Here is a 15867-nt window from a genome sequence, read left to right on the forward strand (position 1 = left end):
GACTGTATATATGTCTTTTTCTAAATTCAATGAAGCATGCCACTGCCAGACTGTCAGTTTATTATGAGCCATTTGTCGATATGCTTTGCTTTGGATCATAGGGTCTTTTATGTCCGAAGCTTGTATTACTATTTGGAGCAGTCAGCAAATAGCCACACCGTTACGAAGCAGTCTTATTGTCATAGCTTAGTGTTAAAATACTCACGATCAGCAATAAGCTGTGCCCAAGCGATTGGTCCAATATCATACATTGCCAATATGCTAGCGGCAATCACTGTCGCGGCGGTTATCGCTGGTGGTAGCAGCAGTAGCCAAGAAGTGGTTGGCCAAGGCTGCGCGGCCAAGGATTTATTCGGCCATGCAGAAGGTGCTGGGCGAAACCATGTGCGCCATAAGATAGGGAGAAAATATGTCGCGTTCAGCAAGCTTGATGTCCATAATAGCCAGACCACCCAATGCATTTGTGCGGCTGCAGCACCTTCCATGAGCCAAGCTTTGCTAACAGCCCCTGCCGTTAAGGGCGCGCCCATCATGCCTAGAGCGGCAATGCTAAATGACACTGTGGTGAGCGGCATACGTCGTCCAATTCCATTCATCTCGCTAATCTTGTGAACACCTAGAGTCTCAGCGTAGTTGCCTGCACAAAAAAACAGGGTAACCTTCATAATGCCCTGATGCACTAAATGTACAAGCCCCCCAATAGTGCCCATAGGGCCAAATAAGGCAACGCCTAGAACAATATAGGAGACTTGACTGACGGTAGAATAGGCCAGCCGTTTTTTTAGATCGTTTTGAAACAGTGCACGCAGGCTGCCCCATATAATGGTCACAGCCGCTGCAATAGCCAGTGGCCTCAAAAGATTAAGCTGCTGCGCAAACTCTATACCAAACACTTCATAGACCACACGCACGATACCGAAAGCGCCGGCTTTCACCACTGCAACAGCATGTAACAAAGCACTGACGGGCGCAGGCGCTATCATAGCTTTTGGCAGCCAACCATGTAACGGTACTAACGCGGCTTTTACACCCAGTCCAATCATCAACAAAATAAAAACAACCACCAACGAAGTATGATGCTGCGCGCTCAAACTACTAAGAAAACCACCCTCGATAAATTCCAGATTGCCAGTCAGAGTATAAAGCCACACCGTCCCCAGCAGCATCAGGCTGCCACCGCCAAGAGTATACAGCAGATAAGTTTGCCCAGCTTTACGCGCCGCTTCACTACCGCGATGCACTACCAGCGGATATGTTGTGAGCGTTAGTAGTTCATAAAAAATCAGGAAGGTTAGCAGATTACCAGCCAAAGCCACACCAGTGGTTGCGGTAACACATAGGCTGAAGAAACCAAAAAAGCGACTTCGGTGGGGCTCAGTTTCTAAATAACCCACTGCGTAGATTGTGGTGAGTAGCCACAAAAATGCCGATAAGCTCATAAAAAACAAGGCCAGTGGATCAGCTTTCAATTCCAGCTCAATACCTGGTAGCAAGACGAACTGCACCTCATAGCTATAACCCTGAGTAACGCCCCATAGCATCCATCCTACAAGCCCCAGCTTGAAGATAGCACCAGCCAAATTGAGCACAGTACGAACTGTCACACTTTTCTCAGATAGTTTGAATATGATAAGTGCTGGTAGTAGCGAGCCTAGCACAACCAAACAAGGCAATAGAGCACTGGAATTCATAATCCGCTCCCGCTAAAAGGTGTACCAATCTGCAATAAAGAGATGAAAGGTACTGCCGCAAACCCCAGAATAATGGCGCCGCATGCCAATAAGAATGCTGCCCATTCCATACGTGCAGGAACTGCCCTGGGCTCGTGGGTGACCTTAGCTTGTGTAAAGCAGCGTCCTAGCACTTTAAAAACATAAAGTGCGGCAATCAGCCCGCCAAGCAGTATCACTAACGCCAAATCCCAACGTCCTTGTACCAATGCTACCTCTAACAATAACCACTTACTAATAAACCCACCACTTGGCGGCAAACCCATAATAGCAACTCCAGCTAAAGCAAAGGCAAAGACACTGATAGGCAAGCGCTGCACAACACGATCAAGATCTAAGATGCGATCGTGACCGCCAAAGCGGAACAGGTTACCCGCTGCCAAAAACATCGCCGACTTCGCCAACGCATGGGATAGTATTAGTATCGCCACCGCACTCCAAGCGCGTGGCGACGCTGCTAGTGGAAATACCAAAAACAGATAGCCGATCTGTGCCACTGTAGAATAAGCGACCAGCAGTTTTAAATGAGTTTGGCGCAAGGCCTGAACAGACCCCCATAGAATGGCTACTGCCCCCATCATGCCAAGAAGCTCTGCCACAACATCGCCGGACATAGGGTCAAAAATTGACACCCATAAACGCACTAAAATATAGAACGAAGCCTTTACCAGCAACGATGAGAGCACAGCACTGACCGGAGATGGAGCACTGGCGTGAGCAGGTGGCAACCAAAAATGCAGCGGAAACAGTGCGGTTTTAAGCACAAGCCCAACGATCATCAAAACCAATGCCGCCCAAGCTGCGGGCTCTGGGGTTATACGCTCTGCCAAGATGAAAATATCGACGCTGCCAAAGGTGTGATACAGTAGCACCACGCCCAGCAGATAAGTGATAGACCCTACCATCGTCGCTAACAGATAACGCATAGCACCACTAAGAGCGTCACGACTGCCAGACAACGCTGTTAAGGCCACAGCGGCAAGTCCCATCAACTCTAGCGTAACGTACAGATTAAACAAATCGGCTGATAAAAATAACGCATTTAAAGCGGCTAGCAAAAGCAGCCATATAGGCCAAAACCGTTGCGCCTGTTCTGCACTGAAATACACCGAGGCATAAAAACTGCATCCAGCTCCTACTAGAGCCGTCGCAGCCAGTAGCACAAGACTAAAGCCATCGGCGTACCATTCGATGCCCAGCGGCGCTCCCCACCCCCCAATCGAGTGCTGAAACACGCCTTGATTCCAGACCTGCAAGGCCAAACCCGACACGGCCACCACCATCAAACAGCTACACAGCAGCACCAGTGATCGCGCAGCGCGGGGCCACATAAAAACTATCATCGCAGTCATAAACGGTAAAACAATCAGGGTAACCGCCCATGGAACATTCAACAAAACATCAACCATTAGGTGTTTGTTTCCTTGTGCTTGTCTGGTAGTACCGGCTGACCGGTCACTGCTGTCAACTTGAGCATGAGTACTAGTGCCAGCGCAGTAGCGGCCACTGCCACCACAATACCAGTGATGATCATGGCATGAGGCACTGGGTCTGGTATGGTTGTAGCAGTGCGCGTCGCCAACGCTGCAAGCACCAGAAATACGCCACTACCCATTATGTTTAACGCCAAAATCTTGCGTAGTAGATGGCGATAGCTCAGCAAACCATGCAAGCCAATTGCAAAAAGCCCTATACCCGCTAGCCCATATATAAGCACTGTACTCATTACAGCTTCTCCTGTCGGCGTATGCCCAAAAATAGCGCAATAAGTGTAGTCCCGATTGAGATAGTAGCGGTGGTTTCAATAACCAGGATAAGTGCTCCAGCCCACTCCGGTGGAAACTGTAAAAGCTTGCCTTCTAAAAGTCCCATGATAATGCCAAGCAGCAAAAATATCGTCGGCCCGAGCACCAGCACAAAACGCAGAGGCCAACTGGCCAGCGCAGCCGGTAACTGCGCACCCGACAAGAGCATTAGTACTCCTGCAGCTGCCAGTACAGTGCCAGCTTGAAAAGCACCGCCAGGCGCATAAGCGCCCACCCATAGTAAATACGCCGCTACCAGAATCAGTAAGGGCGCAAGCAGCCCCGACAGAGTATCCAGAACCAATCCCGGCGCTGCCTCTCGTTGTGGTGTTGGCAAACCCAGCGAACATACGCTCAGTAGCGCGAGCAACAGTACAAATAACTCAAGCAAGGTGTCATAACCACGGAAATTCAGTAGTACCGCCGTCACTGGGTTACTGACACCGCTGTTATCAAGATCGGCGGCGACAATAGCGCTGAGTCCAGCAGCCTCTGGTGGTAACATCCATACAGCATATCCCAGTGCTGCCGCTACAAACAGCATAAGCACCAGACCCGTGACCACACGAATACCGCTAAAGCGGCTGGCAAGCTCTATATCGATAATCGATGTACTTCCTCGCAGCTTGGCGTAGGCTGCCAGGAATAACGCACCGGTCAAACCTGCTCCAATAGCGGCTTCTGCCAGTGCAACATCTGGTGCATTCAGGCGCACCCAAGCCAGCGCCATCACTAAGCCAAAGGCAATAAATCGCACAATAGCTCTAAACAGCTTAGCACTAGCAAGTGCACCCCAAGCCAACCCTAACGCCAGCAGTACAATGACTAAATCAATAACAGAACCAATCAGCGTCTCCATGGCCGAATCCCCCGTTGCAGTGCTCCGCGTGCGACCAGATAAGACACGTTCGCGCTAGCAAGCAACACCAGCAGCCATATAAATATTAATTTAACCACCACAGCCCAAGATTCCGCTTGTACCGCTAGGCCAACCACTATAAAACCCAGTCCCAAGTTATCGGCTTTGGTAAGCGCGTGTAGCCGAGTAAAAACATCTGGGAAGCGTAGCAAACCTAGCGTACCTGCCAGAAAGAACACGCTACCAGTGAACAACATTAAGGCAGAGAAATAATCACTTGCGGTCATCATTATCCTCCACAAAGTCCCAAGCACGGCGTACAAAGGCTACTGCAGTCACTGCAGCCAACAACGCAAACACCAGCGCCACATCACGCAGGGCTGCACTACTTGATGCTTCGGCCAGCAGCAATAAAACAGCGACAGCGGTAGTACCAAATAGCTGCACCGCTAACATACGGTCAGCAGCCGTGGGTCCGCGCAGTACACGCCACATACCAGCACTCAGATTGAGCAGCAAGAACAACGCTAGTGCAAGGTATATGCTTTGCATAATCATTCATCCTCCATCAAAGCAGGTTCAACAGAGTTTGGAAATATTTGCGCCAAACCCCGTTCTAAATCTTGTAGAGCGACTAGAAAATCCCCTTGGCTGTCCAGCACATGTATGGTTAATGTATCTCCGTTTATTTTGGTGCTTAAAGTACCAGGCAAGATGCTTATTATATTAATCATAGCTACTCGTGCTAGGCCTGAGGACAGGTGCAGGTGGTATTCAACAAGCTTTGGAGATAAAGGCATACTCGGTTGAAACGCTAGCTGTGCCACCTTCGCACCGCCCTTTAGTGACTGCCAAAAGAAAAAGGGTATAAAAGCTGCCAGCCGCCACCATACCAGCCTTACCGGAGGTAACAATGTAATGCTGACTACCAACGCGCAGAGCACCGCTGGCGCGCCAATTAACCATGAAGCAGCTGAACCATCGGAGAGAGCCCACCAGATGATTGAGAATAGTAGTAGCCGCGCTACGATCGCTGAACTGTTAATTTGTTGTCCCTTTATTCTCATATGCCCTCTTCCTGATTTAGGATAATTGGCTCTAACGTATTTCCGCTATATTCATTGCGGTCTTACAGTGGAACTTATTATTCCGAGAATAACGTAAGATATCCAAATAATCTTATTAATACAGACCTGATTTTTTCTTATAAATCAACCCTTAACACGACTTAAACGCTTGTTTTTTAAATCCTTATTTATTAATTTAGCCTAACAAAGAATGCAAATACATTACAGACTAATTGATTACTATTTATGCAACCATCTCTCAAAGCTGTTAGCTTATGAGGGTTTATACCTAAAATATATATCGTAACGAAAAAAAACCCCATAAGTTGCATCCAACTAATGGGGTCTAGCTTAATAGATAAGATTTCTATGTTTAGCTAATAAAGACTATTAAACAACCTAACACTTAGCCGCACCAAGCACGCTATCTAAGCTCTCAAGTACATGCTTAGAAGATACCTTTTTCTGCAAGCTGATAAGCTGCTCATGCGCCATTTGACGACGCGGTTCAACCAATGTATACCAGCGTGCGAGCACTTGCAATAAGCGTGATGCCAAGACAGGATTGGCGTCATCCAACCTTTGAATAACATTGGTATAGATATCTAAACCGTCTGGCGTCCAAAGTATAGTTGGCTGCGAAGCAAAAGCACTAATTACTGAGCGCACACGATTGGGCGTATTCCAATCGAAATCTGCATGAGTCAGCAGATCGTTAATCTTATCCGTATTCACATTGTCAGCAGCGGCTTGCACACTGAACCACAAATCAATCACTAAATCGTCTGCTTGAAAGCGATTATAAAAATCTGCCAAATACTCATCAGCCTTTGCGACCTGATAATTGACCATCGCCTTTAAAGCACCAAAGCGTTCGGTCATACAGCTAGCATTATCATACTGCTGCTGCGCCCATTCAGCTGCGCCTGTAACTTTGGCAGTCAATGCCATATCTAATACTACGTTACGCAATGCGCGCTTCCCGCGAGCCTCAGAGTTATCTTCATAGGACTGTAGCGGTAGTTGTTCATATAGCGTTGTCCACTGCTCCGCTAGCGACTCCGCCACTTGGCGATACAAGCCTTCACGCTGCTCTTTAATCAATACCGGATCATAGTTTTTGTGAATGGCAGAGGCCAACTCTTGCGCCGACGGAATATCGAGCAAGCGTGCAGCCAACATGGCATCATCAGTGGCTAGCGTTGGTAATGTCTGTGCCAATGCTTGCAGATACACTTCCGGATTGCTTTTAGCGCCCTGACCTTGCAGTAAAATACGATTGACTAGCATCTGCGTTACTTGCCAGCGGTTAAAACCATTGGTCTCATGTTTGAGCAAAAATGCCAAGTCTTCATCTTGGTAATCATAATTAAGCTGCACTGGTGCACTAAAATCACGAAGCAATGACACGACAGGTTCACTGGTAATATTATCGAAGCTAAAAGTTTGCTCAGCCTGATCTAACAGCAACATACGCTCGCCAACTATGTCACCAGACGCTTTATCGAATAATGCTGTCGCGACTGGAATTGGTAAAGGCTTAGGCGCTTCAAATCCGCTAACGTGACGCGTTTGCTGACTTAAAGTAATGGTCAACGTTTGCGTCTCACGATCATAGTTTTGATGACCAGACAGCATCGGTGTACCTGGTTGACGGTACCAATCAATGAAGTTCTCAATTTTATCGTCAGTGATACTTAAGGCTGATAAAAAATCCTCAACTGTGACGGCTTGACCATCGTAACGACGGAAATATTCGTCAGTGCCTTTACGAAAATTGTCTGATCCCAATGTATTAGCCAGCATACGCACGATTTCAGCGCCTTTTTCATAGACAGTCGTGGTATAAAAGTTATTGATCTCAACGAAGCTCTCAGGACGTACGGGATGCGCCAGTGGTCCTGCATCTTCCGTGAACTGATGTGCTCGCAATGTCGCTACGTCATCGATACGCTGTACTGCACTTGACTGCTGATCCGCTGAAAACGATTGATCACGGTAGACGGTAAAACCTTCTTTTAAACACAATTGAAACCAGTCACGGCAGGTAATACGATTGCCTGTCCAGTTATGAAAGTATTCATGAGCGATGACGGCTTTGACATTGAAGCTACGCGCATCGGTTGTGGTCTCAGGGCTAGATAAGACACAGGCAGTATTAAATATGTTTAGGCCCTTATTTTCCATTGCACCCATATTAAACTGACTGACCGCGACTATCATATAACGATCCAAATCATAGGCACGGCCGTAATTGACCTCATCCCATGCCATGGCGTCTTTTAATGCTTGCATACCGACATGACATTTATCAATATCGGTAGACTTAGCGTACACTTCAAGCAGGACTTCACGGCCTTCACTGGTCGTATAATGATCGGTAAGCACATCTAAATCGGCGGCAACACAGGCAAACAGATAACTTGGCTTATTGGTCGGATCATGCCAAATAGCATAATGACGGTCTGGCGCATCTGCAACTTCACCTTGCTCCACCAAATTACCATTGGCAAGCAGCGTCGGATAGCGTTTATCCGCTTCAACGCGCGTGGTAAATATCGCCAGTACATCGGGACGATCTGGATAAAAAGTAATCTTGCGAAAGCCTTCTGGCTCACACTGAGTGACAAACATGGTATCACTGCCAGTGCCTGCCATATACAAACCTTCGAGTGCCGTATTGGTCTGCGGATGAATGCGAACCTGCAACTCTAATGTTAAGTTGTCAGGAACGTTAGCAATCGTGAGTTTGCCATCTGCTTGGTTGTACTGCTCAGAGCTAAGAGTCTCACCATCAATCTTAATAGTAACTAGCTCAACATCTTCACCATATAGTACCAAGTCACCTGCCGCTTGACGGTTCATGACCAGCCTACTATCGACCGTTGCATGGTCGTCAAATATCTTTATATCTAAATCTACAGTATCCACATCAAAACTTGGTAACTGATAGTCTGTCAGGTGGATTTTTCTAGGGGCATGTGGTGGTACATCAGGCATATCAGGATTGATGATTTGCGCATCGGTTTCAGAGACAGACATAAAGATTCCTATTATTTGGGATGTTTACATTTTAGGTAATGGTTGTCAGTATAGTGAGCATGGCTATCGAATAAAACTATAAGATAAGTTGCATCCTATATTTACAAAGTATTGTAATTGCATAAATATTGTATAGTGGTTAATTATACTGCTAGATTGGCTTAATCTACGAAATTTCAAGCGTAAAACGGTTTTAAGATCAGTCGCCAAACTTTATGTTTATCCCTTATAATAAAACTCATTTATTTATCAGCTGGCACTACTTCATGACTGACCTCTCGGCAAACACACCTGAACTTGATATGACGGCTCTTACAATATTGCGCGAATATATCGAGGTACTGTTACCCACCCTTGCAGATTCGAATGATAAAAAAACAGATGAAGACAGACAAAAGACGTCTCAGTTGTTATGGATAGCTGAAGATCAAAAAATGATAGCTGAGTTGAGGACGCAGTTGAGTCTGAACGACGATGAGACCGACACTTTAGTTCATTTAACTACATTGCCAGCACTAAATACGAAGCAGCTATCACAGCGCTATCAGCTGGCCTGCTTTTGGCTACCCAATCTATCATCAGACATATTGCAAGCTTCTATTCCTTTGCTCATGCGCTACCGCGACCTCTACGCTGCTCACCTACTTATCGTCCTTGATAGTACTTTAGATCTACGAGCTTACGGATTTACGCCCCTTAACCTTTTAGGTGACACTCGCTTGCCTAACTCATCTTCAAACTTACCAGCATCGTTAACGCTATGGCAATTTAATTTGTATGATTATAAAAAGCTGCCAAATTGGTTGAATGCAGACTATTGGGCCAACCCTGATAACTGGGATAAGCATCGTTGGTAATAGCGTCGTAGTAGCATAAATTAACAAATTACTGATTCTCACCAAAAGTTGCCAAAAGCGTATTGTAATAGTTGACAAATTTTGACATGATTTATGGTAATGTTATTTACATAACGTAACATTGATTTTTCTATGGGCATTTATGCCTAAGCTTTATGGTAAGTATTCCAAAAAAAACAATTCTATCAAAATTTTAGGAGTTTATTATGTCAGTTTATTTTAGCTCAGTATCCAGCAGCCGTTTTGCAAAAATCGCTACCCTTGCTCTATTGTCAGGCGCTGTTGCCCTAACAACTGGTTGTGCAACCAAGCGCGCTACTTCAGAAGTCGTTGTGGCTCCTTTAGGTATCCCAGGTGGTCAAGCTGGTTATACTGGCGCTGTGGTCGTAGACAATTCAAGTGCTATCGTAACTGGCGCAGAAAACTTACAAGCGGTGGTATATTTCGCTTTTGATAGCAGCGAGATCACCCCACAAGCTGCCAGTGTACTAAACCAACATGCAAGTTTGCTTAGCTCAAATCCTGCCGCTGGTGTTGTGATTGCAGGTCATACTGATGAGCGTGGTAGCCGTGAGTACAATATGGCACTCGGTGAGCGCCGCGCGCAAGCAGCTCGTAACTACCTTGCAGCTCAAGGCATTAGCGTTAACAACATTCGCGTCATTAGCTATGGCGAAGAGCATCCTGCTGCTGCTGGTACTACCGAACAAGCCTATGCACAGAACCGCCGTGCTGAGCTTTCTTACTAAGATTTAGTAGACACAATTATTATATTTTTACTAAAAATGTAATAATATCAAAAGCTCAACAAGAGTGACATTGTTGGGCTTTTATATTAACTTTAGCAAACGCTTTGTTTCTTAAATACCTGATCTATAAATTATGCACATTCCGCATCTTTATGACACTCAATATACGCAGCTCAGTCCCACGACGTGGTGCGCAACCGCTTATGTGAGCATTCCTATCAGTCTACGCTTGTGGAATGAGCTACCTTGGTTGTCAATAGCCGATACTTTACATGCCTCTTCTATCAACTTCTCCACTCTTGAATGGCAATACCGTCTACCTACTCATGGTTCATCAGTACAAAAAAACGCCCAAAGACAACGTCGACAGCAACGCATGGGCGTACGACGATTATTGCAAGAGCTTCTCACCAAATTAGAAATCGATGATACGTTAAACGAAGCCCAGTTTCCCTATCGTCTTAATAGTAGTAATTACTATGTGTGCTTTAGCCATTCAAGTACTGGCAGTGTCAATAATAGTAATGATAATCCAAATGCTAGCGTTGCAGTGGTCATTAGCCATCAACGTATGGTCGGTATTGACATAGAGACCAATCAAGTTGCTTGGCACGTAGCCCAACGTTTTTATCATCCTAACGAAATCACCCTATTACAAGCGTTACCATTAGATCAGCGTGATACCGTGGTCAAATTACTTTGGCAAGTAAAAGAGAGCTTTATCAAGATCAACCATCATACCCTTGCACAAGGGCTTGGAATGAACTACCAGCATCTCATCTCTGACATCGCCACTAACCTTGAACAAAATAAGACGCTTGTTACCTTGACCGACAATCAGCCACTTCCCTATCAGATCGTTATTTTGTTTTCTTATCAAACGGTAATAATATTTTAAGGTTCTAAACATTGATAAGCTATTAAGATTTTCACATTATATTAATCCAATTACTTTATTACAGACAAAAAAACGACCCTTTTTAGGGTCGTTTTTTATACACTTACTTTTCTTCTCACAACAGTACTGAGACTGTCATCAGATTAGAAGCGGTAAGTTGCACCAACTTTAACGATTGGGAACCATTCTAACCAATCTTTATCTTCTAGCTCACGTTCAGCGATGCTAGCAACTTCACTACCTTTAATAGACTGAGTTTCGCCTTGTGCGTCTGTGTAATTAACATCGGCATCTGGGTTAGTTGAACGAACAGTAGCGTCCGTTTTACCCATATATGCTGCACCAACTTCACCAAATACACCCCAGTTATTACCGATATTTGGACGGAAACCAATAGTACCATATGGAGCAAGCTTGTTACGATGCTCTAAACTACCTTCTAAGTTACCAGTTTGAGCAGCATTATACTGAATGCCATCAAGTTCGAAGAAATCACCTTCAGCATTAGCAGTTACATCAATATCGTTATCAGGGACAATAACACCAGCACCCATCGTGAACCAGTTACCAGCAGGACGTAGTTGTACGCCTAGATATGGGTTGCTAAAGTCAGCATCCACATCATAGTTTACATCATCAGCATCGAAATCACCGCCAAAAAGGTCAGCAACATCGCCACCTGCCCAACCAGCTTGTAGTTCAGTCTTGTCGTTGATGCTCCATGCTACGTTAGCACCATAGCCTAAAGTACCAACTTCAGCGCTTACAGCAGCTGGATTGATAGCTGTGTTAAATAGCGTCTTAGTACCACCGAAGATAGCACCAGTGGTGTTACGGATGATACCCGCGTCGTTATTATTAGCGGCAGGAGCTGGTTCAGCTTCATAAGCAACTGGCTCAGCTTCATAAGCAACAGCTACCGGCTCAGCTTCATATACAACAGCATCTGCAGTTGCAGCTTGAGTATCATCTACAACGATTACAGGCTCAGCGGCTAAAGCAGCAGATGACGCTAGAACAGCGGCAGAAATTGCAGTTAGTTTAATAAGTTTCATGTTTGTTCTCCTAAAGATATGAAATAACTAGCCCCAAAAAAACGATTATTTCTTTTGTATTTTAAACAACCGTTTTTGTTGAGCAGATTAAAACAATTTTGGCTTTAAAAGTCACCCCTGAATAGAGGCATTTTATTTGCCATTATGTAAAGATTGCATAGAAATTGTAATAATTGCTACACTAACCTGTAAAAAATCGCTTTACCGTTACAAGATACGCTCAAAGTAATTATAAGTATGTATACATACTCTCTAAATACTAAAAGCTTGTGCAACAGTGCTGCAAAGTATGTAAACATAATGTCTTACTCGATTAATTAATACAATAATGGTTATATAGTTTATTACTTCTGTTTGTTGTGATTTGTCAGATGATGTATCAATAGTTGCTCTCAAAAAAAGTTTGTGATACCTGTGACATTTATAGCCTATTTTCTTTTATAATATAAATCATAGCGTTTGTTCTATGATATTCGCCATAAGTCGTTAGTGTGTCTAATCGTGCGATACATCATGTTATTTACCACTTATTATTAAGCTACCTATATGCCTAAAGTGTCTTCAATTACGCGTGTATTAGAGATCATAGAAAAGATATCCTATGCACCCAAACCTATCTCTCCGCTTGAGCTTTCTCAAGAGCTTGATATACCGAAACCGACGATTCATCGTTTGATTCAAAATTTGGTTGATGAAGGGTTTGTGGCTGTTGATATTGGCGGCGGTATCATTCCTGGTAAGCGAGTGCGCAACTTAAGCGTGGCATTATGGCAACAGCGTCAGTTCTTCAATGAGCGTGAAGTTATTTTGCAAAAACTGGTCGAGGATATTCAAGAAACTTGCGGTATCGGTATCCCTTATCATATGAACATGGTCTACACCAATCGCGTGACAACCACACTGCCCCTACAAATATACTTGCCCGTTGGCGCCAAGTCTCCTATGTGGTGTACGGCTACTGGCAAACTTTATTTAAGCCAGCTGTCGGCTTCAAGCCGTCGTAAAATGCTGAGTAATCTGACGTTAAATAAATTCACTAAGAACACCATCATAGATATCGATGCTTTAAACACTGAGCTTGATCGTATCGCTAAAATGGGAGTCGGCGTAGATAACGAAGAATTTATCTCAGAGATGGTGGCAGTCTCAGTACCCATCCTAGACAAAAAATCGCGGTATTTGGCCTCCTTGTATGTGCATGCGCCTACTGTACGAGTGTCTCTCGATGAGCTACTCGAACATGTACCGCGCTTACAGACAGCAGCGCAGGATATACAAGCCTTGGTTTATGAATTACAAAGTTAGCTTTTATGTCTTGCATAAAAAAGGTCTTCACTATAATGATAATGAAGACCTTTTTTGTGCGCTAATATATCGATAAGCGATATATTGTCTTAAAACGCCTAGATAGACTTAAGACAATACTGAATGATCATGATAGGCCATAATACTAGAAAAGTCTCTATCGCCATTATCGCGTGCATGCGCTTCGTAAAGCTCTGTGGCCTTAGCGCCCATCGGCGTCTCAACCTCAGTATCCTTTGCAGTTTGCATGGCAAGATTAAGATCTTTTTGCATAAGCTTGCTCATAAATCCTCCTTTATAGCCATTGCTAGAAGGAACATTTTCTAGCACTTTTGGATAAGGGTTATAGACTTCGAGCGTCCAGTTGCGCCCTGAGCTTTGCAGCATGATATCTGATAATACTTTGGGATCTAAGCCATTTTTGACCCCTAAATTGATCGCTTCTGCCGTCCCTGCCATTAGTATCCCTAGTAGCATATTGTTGCAAATTTTGGCAACTTGTCCAGCGCCATGCTCGCCTGCATGAAAAATATTTTTGCCCATGACGGCAAGTATCGGCTCAGCTTTAGCAAATCCTTCAACGCTGCCGCCAACGATAAAAGTCAAACTACCAGCGATGGCGCCGCCCGTACCGCCAGAGACCGGGGCATCCAAAAAGTCTACCCCAAGCTTACTTGCTGCCTCTGCCACCAATCTTGCGTCAGCCGCAGCGATGGTACTGCTATCGATGACCAACGTACCTTTGGGTAACTCTGCAAGCAAACCGTTGGTTCCATCTTCGCCTAGATAGACAGAATGCACGTGCTTACCAGCGGGTAGCATGCTGATGACAACTTGTGCATTGCTCGCAGCGCTCTTAGGGCTATCTGCGATGCTAGCACCTGCTTGCTCTAGACGCTGAGTGGCGTCTGCTGACAAATCATAGACTGATAGCGTATAACCAGCTTTTAACAAGTTTTCTGCCATTGGGGCGCCCATATTTCCAAGTCCAATAAAGGCAATATTTGGCTTATCAGTGTTATTGTCAGACGTAGTAGCCTTGTTTGATTCTTTATTATTCAACTCTGTATCCTTTGTACCCATCTCATCGCTCCTTGATGATTGCTTATTATTTACATATATATGCAGACAGTGCTATACATAGTTTTGCGTTTTTCAATTTATACCTGATTCTTATAATGAGTCTACAAGCTCTCATCGCACAAGCTGGCTAGCCAAGGCCTTATCACCCAACCAATCGCCCAAAGGATGCTCACCTTTAGCATAAGGATTTACAAAATGCTGATGTATGTATTCTTGTCCTTCTGTGCTGAGACAGTCTGCTAATGAGCGCGACCAGTGAGGCGTGCGGTCTTTATCAATCAATAATGCGCGTACGCCCTCTTTAAAGTCAGGATTGGCCGCACAGTGTACTGCCACATTGGTCTCTAAATACAAAACTTGTTCTATCGATAAGTCCGTAACTTTATGATAAAGCGCATAAGTCAAAGCGACAGTCACAGGGCAGCCTTGACGATAAGTAGTCACTGCCCGCTGCGTCCAGCTGTCACTAGCAAAGTCTTCATCTAATTTTACGAGTGCTTCATCGTTTTGTAGGAGCGCATCGATATCCCCCAGTCCGCCACTGTTCATCAACTGCTGGATAGGCTGCCAGTACGTCGCCAGTTTACTAGCAGGTAATTTAGCACCTGATTGCGCAGCTAATGCACGGCTAGCAATACTATGAGCACTGTGCTGATGACATTTATCAGTGTTATCAGCTGCTGCTTTCCAATCACTCTGTTTTAAACTTTGTATGATGGCGTCATAATCACTACTGGCAACGGCATACTCTGCAAGATTGGCTAATAGCGCGTCGTTGCCGTTACACATCGCACCCGTTAGCCCTAAAAACAAACCTGTTTTTGCTGGCATACGCTGTAGAAACCAACTGCCAGAAGCATCAGGGAACAGTCCAATGGTGACTTCTGGCATTGCAAATCGGGTGCGCTCAGTAACCATTCGATGACTACAACCTGCCATCAAGCCCATGCCGCCACCCATGATAATCCCGTCGCCCCAGAGGATTAATGGCTTTGGATAAAAATGCATTTGCCGATAAAGTCGATACTCATGACCAAAAAACTCTGTCGCATAAGGGTTCGGTAGCGGCGCACTGGTAGACATACTGTCATACAGCTTACGAATATCACCGCCAGCACAAAATGCCTTATCGCCAGCTCCTTTTAAGATGAGTGCCACTATCTGATCGTCACTTTCCCACTGCTCCAGCTGGTGGGCTAGTAACTGACACATCTCAACGCTAAGCGCATTAAGAGATTTGGGTGCGTTGAGTGTCATGATGCCAATCAGATGACCACAGTCTGTCGACTCGGTCTCAAATAATACGGGCGCGTCTTGAGTACTTGTCTCTACGGCTTTTTGATTGTTAATATTATCCGTCGCTGTCATAAAATCGACCTATCAAGTTTGAAAACAAGAATATTAGAATAAAAATGGA

Annotated in this window: 15 protein-coding genes; 4 read left to right on the top strand and 11 right to left on the bottom strand. The window is 45.0% G+C overall.

Annotated elements, in window-relative coordinates; all coding sequences use genetic code 11:
- Window positions 1-179: 179 nt before the first annotated feature.
- The 8 genes from ACS8FB_RS06325 to pepN form a co-directional block, all read right to left on the bottom strand.
- A complete protein-coding gene (locus tag ACS8FB_RS06325; protein WP_439261572.1) occupies window positions 180-1691 on the bottom strand; it encodes a complex I subunit 5 family protein in 1512 nt (503 codons plus the stop codon).
- Window positions 1688-3139, bottom strand: a complete 1452-nt coding sequence (locus tag ACS8FB_RS06330; RefSeq protein WP_439261573.1) for a complex I subunit 5 family protein — start codon at window positions 3137-3139, stop codon at window positions 1688-1690. Before ACS8FB_RS06330 ends, ACS8FB_RS06325 begins: the two co-directional genes overlap by 4 nt.
- Window positions 3139-3456 carry an NADH-quinone oxidoreductase subunit K gene (locus ACS8FB_RS06335; protein ID WP_439261574.1) on the bottom strand — a complete coding sequence of 106 codons (318 nt, stop codon included), beginning with the start codon at window positions 3454-3456 and terminating at the stop codon, window positions 3139-3141. Before ACS8FB_RS06335 ends, ACS8FB_RS06330 begins: the two co-directional genes overlap by 1 nt.
- Window positions 3456-4394, bottom strand: coding sequence for a hydrogenase subunit MbhD domain-containing protein (locus ACS8FB_RS06340; RefSeq protein WP_439261575.1), 939 nt, complete (start codon window positions 4392-4394; stop codon window positions 3456-3458). The genes ACS8FB_RS06335 and ACS8FB_RS06340 overlap by 1 nt, the downstream gene beginning before the upstream one ends.
- Window positions 4382-4684, bottom strand: coding sequence for a monovalent cation/H(+) antiporter subunit G (gene mnhG, locus ACS8FB_RS06345; protein ID WP_439261576.1), 303 nt, complete (start codon window positions 4682-4684; stop codon window positions 4382-4384). The genes ACS8FB_RS06340 and mnhG overlap by 13 nt, the downstream gene beginning before the upstream one ends.
- Window positions 4668-4946 (bottom strand): monovalent cation/H+ antiporter complex subunit F, encoded by a 279-nt coding sequence (locus ACS8FB_RS06350; RefSeq protein ID WP_439261577.1) that lies wholly within the window; start codon window positions 4944-4946, stop codon window positions 4668-4670. Before ACS8FB_RS06350 ends, mnhG begins: the two co-directional genes overlap by 17 nt.
- A 2-nt stretch (window positions 4947-4948) precedes the next feature.
- Window positions 4949-5461 (bottom strand): Na+/H+ antiporter subunit E, encoded by a 513-nt coding sequence (locus tag ACS8FB_RS06355; protein ID WP_439261578.1) that lies wholly within the window; start codon window positions 5459-5461, stop codon window positions 4949-4951.
- 399 nt (window positions 5462-5860) lie between these two features.
- Complete coding sequence (gene pepN, locus ACS8FB_RS06360) at window positions 5861-8461, bottom strand: aminopeptidase N (RefSeq protein WP_439261644.1); 2601 nt, start codon at window positions 8459-8461, stop codon at window positions 5861-5863.
- 308 nt (window positions 8462-8769) lie between these two features.
- Here pepN and ACS8FB_RS06365 point away from each other — a divergent pair, with 308 nt between their 5' ends.
- From ACS8FB_RS06365 to ACS8FB_RS06375, 3 genes are all read left to right on the top strand, one after another.
- A complete protein-coding gene (locus ACS8FB_RS06365; RefSeq protein WP_439261579.1) occupies window positions 8770-9360 on the top strand; it encodes a DUF6231 family protein in 591 nt (196 codons plus the stop codon).
- Between the two features lie 206 nt (window positions 9361-9566).
- The gene (gene pal, locus ACS8FB_RS06370; RefSeq protein WP_439261580.1) at window positions 9567-10109 is read left to right on the top strand and encodes a peptidoglycan-associated lipoprotein Pal; all 543 of its coding nucleotides are present in this window, start codon (window positions 9567-9569) and stop codon (window positions 10107-10109) included.
- Window positions 10110-10242: 133 nt separating this feature from the next.
- Complete coding sequence (locus ACS8FB_RS06375; RefSeq protein ID WP_439261581.1) at window positions 10243-11007, top strand: 4'-phosphopantetheinyl transferase family protein; 765 nt, start codon at window positions 10243-10245, stop codon at window positions 11005-11007.
- A gap of 143 nt (window positions 11008-11150) precedes the next feature.
- On the opposite strand, the gene ACS8FB_RS06380 is transcribed toward ACS8FB_RS06375, so the two are convergent.
- Window positions 11151-12062 (bottom strand): hypothetical protein, encoded by a 912-nt coding sequence (locus ACS8FB_RS06380; protein WP_439261582.1) that lies wholly within the window; start codon window positions 12060-12062, stop codon window positions 11151-11153.
- 546 nt (window positions 12063-12608) lie between these two features.
- Between ACS8FB_RS06380 and ACS8FB_RS06385 the strand changes: the two genes are divergently transcribed.
- Entirely contained in the window at window positions 12609-13367 is a 759-nt protein-coding gene (locus ACS8FB_RS06385; RefSeq protein WP_299220082.1) for an IclR family transcriptional regulator, read from the top strand.
- Between the two features lie 108 nt (window positions 13368-13475).
- Here the strand turns inward: ACS8FB_RS06385 and mmsB are convergent, their stop codons facing one another.
- Window positions 13476-14450 (bottom strand): 3-hydroxyisobutyrate dehydrogenase, encoded by a 975-nt coding sequence (mmsB, locus tag ACS8FB_RS06390; protein WP_439261583.1) that lies wholly within the window; start codon window positions 14448-14450, stop codon window positions 13476-13478.
- A 111-nt stretch (window positions 14451-14561) separates the two neighbouring features.
- Window positions 14562-15818, bottom strand: coding sequence for an enoyl-CoA hydratase/isomerase family protein (locus ACS8FB_RS06395; protein ID WP_439261584.1), 1257 nt, complete (start codon window positions 15816-15818; stop codon window positions 14562-14564).
- Window positions 15819-15867 lie beyond the last annotated feature (49 nt).

Source organism: Psychrobacter sp. 1U1, assembly GCF_051847535.1.
GTDB classification, from domain to species: domain Bacteria; phylum Pseudomonadota; class Gammaproteobacteria; order Pseudomonadales; family Moraxellaceae; genus Psychrobacter; species Psychrobacter saeujeotis.

Excerpts from the sequence above, each read along its gene's own strand:
- ACS8FB_RS06385 (WP_299220082.1), top strand. The coding sequence starts at position 12,609 with ATGCCTAAAGTGTCTTCAATTACGCGTGTATTAGAGATCATAGAAAAG.
- ACS8FB_RS06335 (WP_439261574.1), bottom strand. The coding sequence starts at position 3,456 with ATGAGTACAGTGCTTATATATGGGCTAGCGGGTATAGGGCTTTTTGCA.
- ACS8FB_RS06380 (WP_439261582.1), bottom strand. The coding sequence starts at position 12,062 with ATGAAACTTATTAAACTAACTGCAATTTCTGCCGCTGTTCTAGCGTCA.
- pepN (WP_439261644.1), bottom strand. The coding sequence starts at position 8,461 with ATGCCTGATGTACCACCACATGCCCCTAGAAAAATCCACCTGACAGAC.
- pal (WP_439261580.1), top strand. The coding sequence starts at position 9,567 with ATGTCAGTTTATTTTAGCTCAGTATCCAGCAGCCGTTTTGCAAAAATC.
- mmsB (WP_439261583.1), bottom strand. The coding sequence starts at position 14,450 with ATGGGTACAAAGGATACAGAGTTGAATAATAAAGAATCAAACAAGGCT.
- ACS8FB_RS06330 (WP_439261573.1), bottom strand. The coding sequence starts at position 3,139 with ATGGTTGATGTTTTGTTGAATGTTCCATGGGCGGTTACCCTGATTGTT.
- ACS8FB_RS06375 (WP_439261581.1), top strand. The coding sequence starts at position 10,243 with ATGCACATTCCGCATCTTTATGACACTCAATATACGCAGCTCAGTCCC.
- mnhG (WP_439261576.1), bottom strand. The coding sequence starts at position 4,684 with ATGATGACCGCAAGTGATTATTTCTCTGCCTTAATGTTGTTCACTGGT.
- ACS8FB_RS06365 (WP_439261579.1), top strand. The coding sequence starts at position 8,770 with ATGACTGACCTCTCGGCAAACACACCTGAACTTGATATGACGGCTCTT.
- ACS8FB_RS06350 (WP_439261577.1), bottom strand. The coding sequence starts at position 4,946 with ATGCAAAGCATATACCTTGCACTAGCGTTGTTCTTGCTGCTCAATCTG.
- ACS8FB_RS06395 (WP_439261584.1), bottom strand. The coding sequence starts at position 15,818 with ATGACAGCGACGGATAATATTAACAATCAAAAAGCCGTAGAGACAAGT.
- ACS8FB_RS06355 (WP_439261578.1), bottom strand. The coding sequence starts at position 5,461 with ATGAGAATAAAGGGACAACAAATTAACAGTTCAGCGATCGTAGCGCGG.
- ACS8FB_RS06325 (WP_439261572.1), bottom strand. The coding sequence starts at position 1,691 with ATGAATTCCAGTGCTCTATTGCCTTGTTTGGTTGTGCTAGGCTCGCTA.
- ACS8FB_RS06340 (WP_439261575.1), bottom strand. The coding sequence starts at position 4,394 with ATGGAGACGCTGATTGGTTCTGTTATTGATTTAGTCATTGTACTGCTG.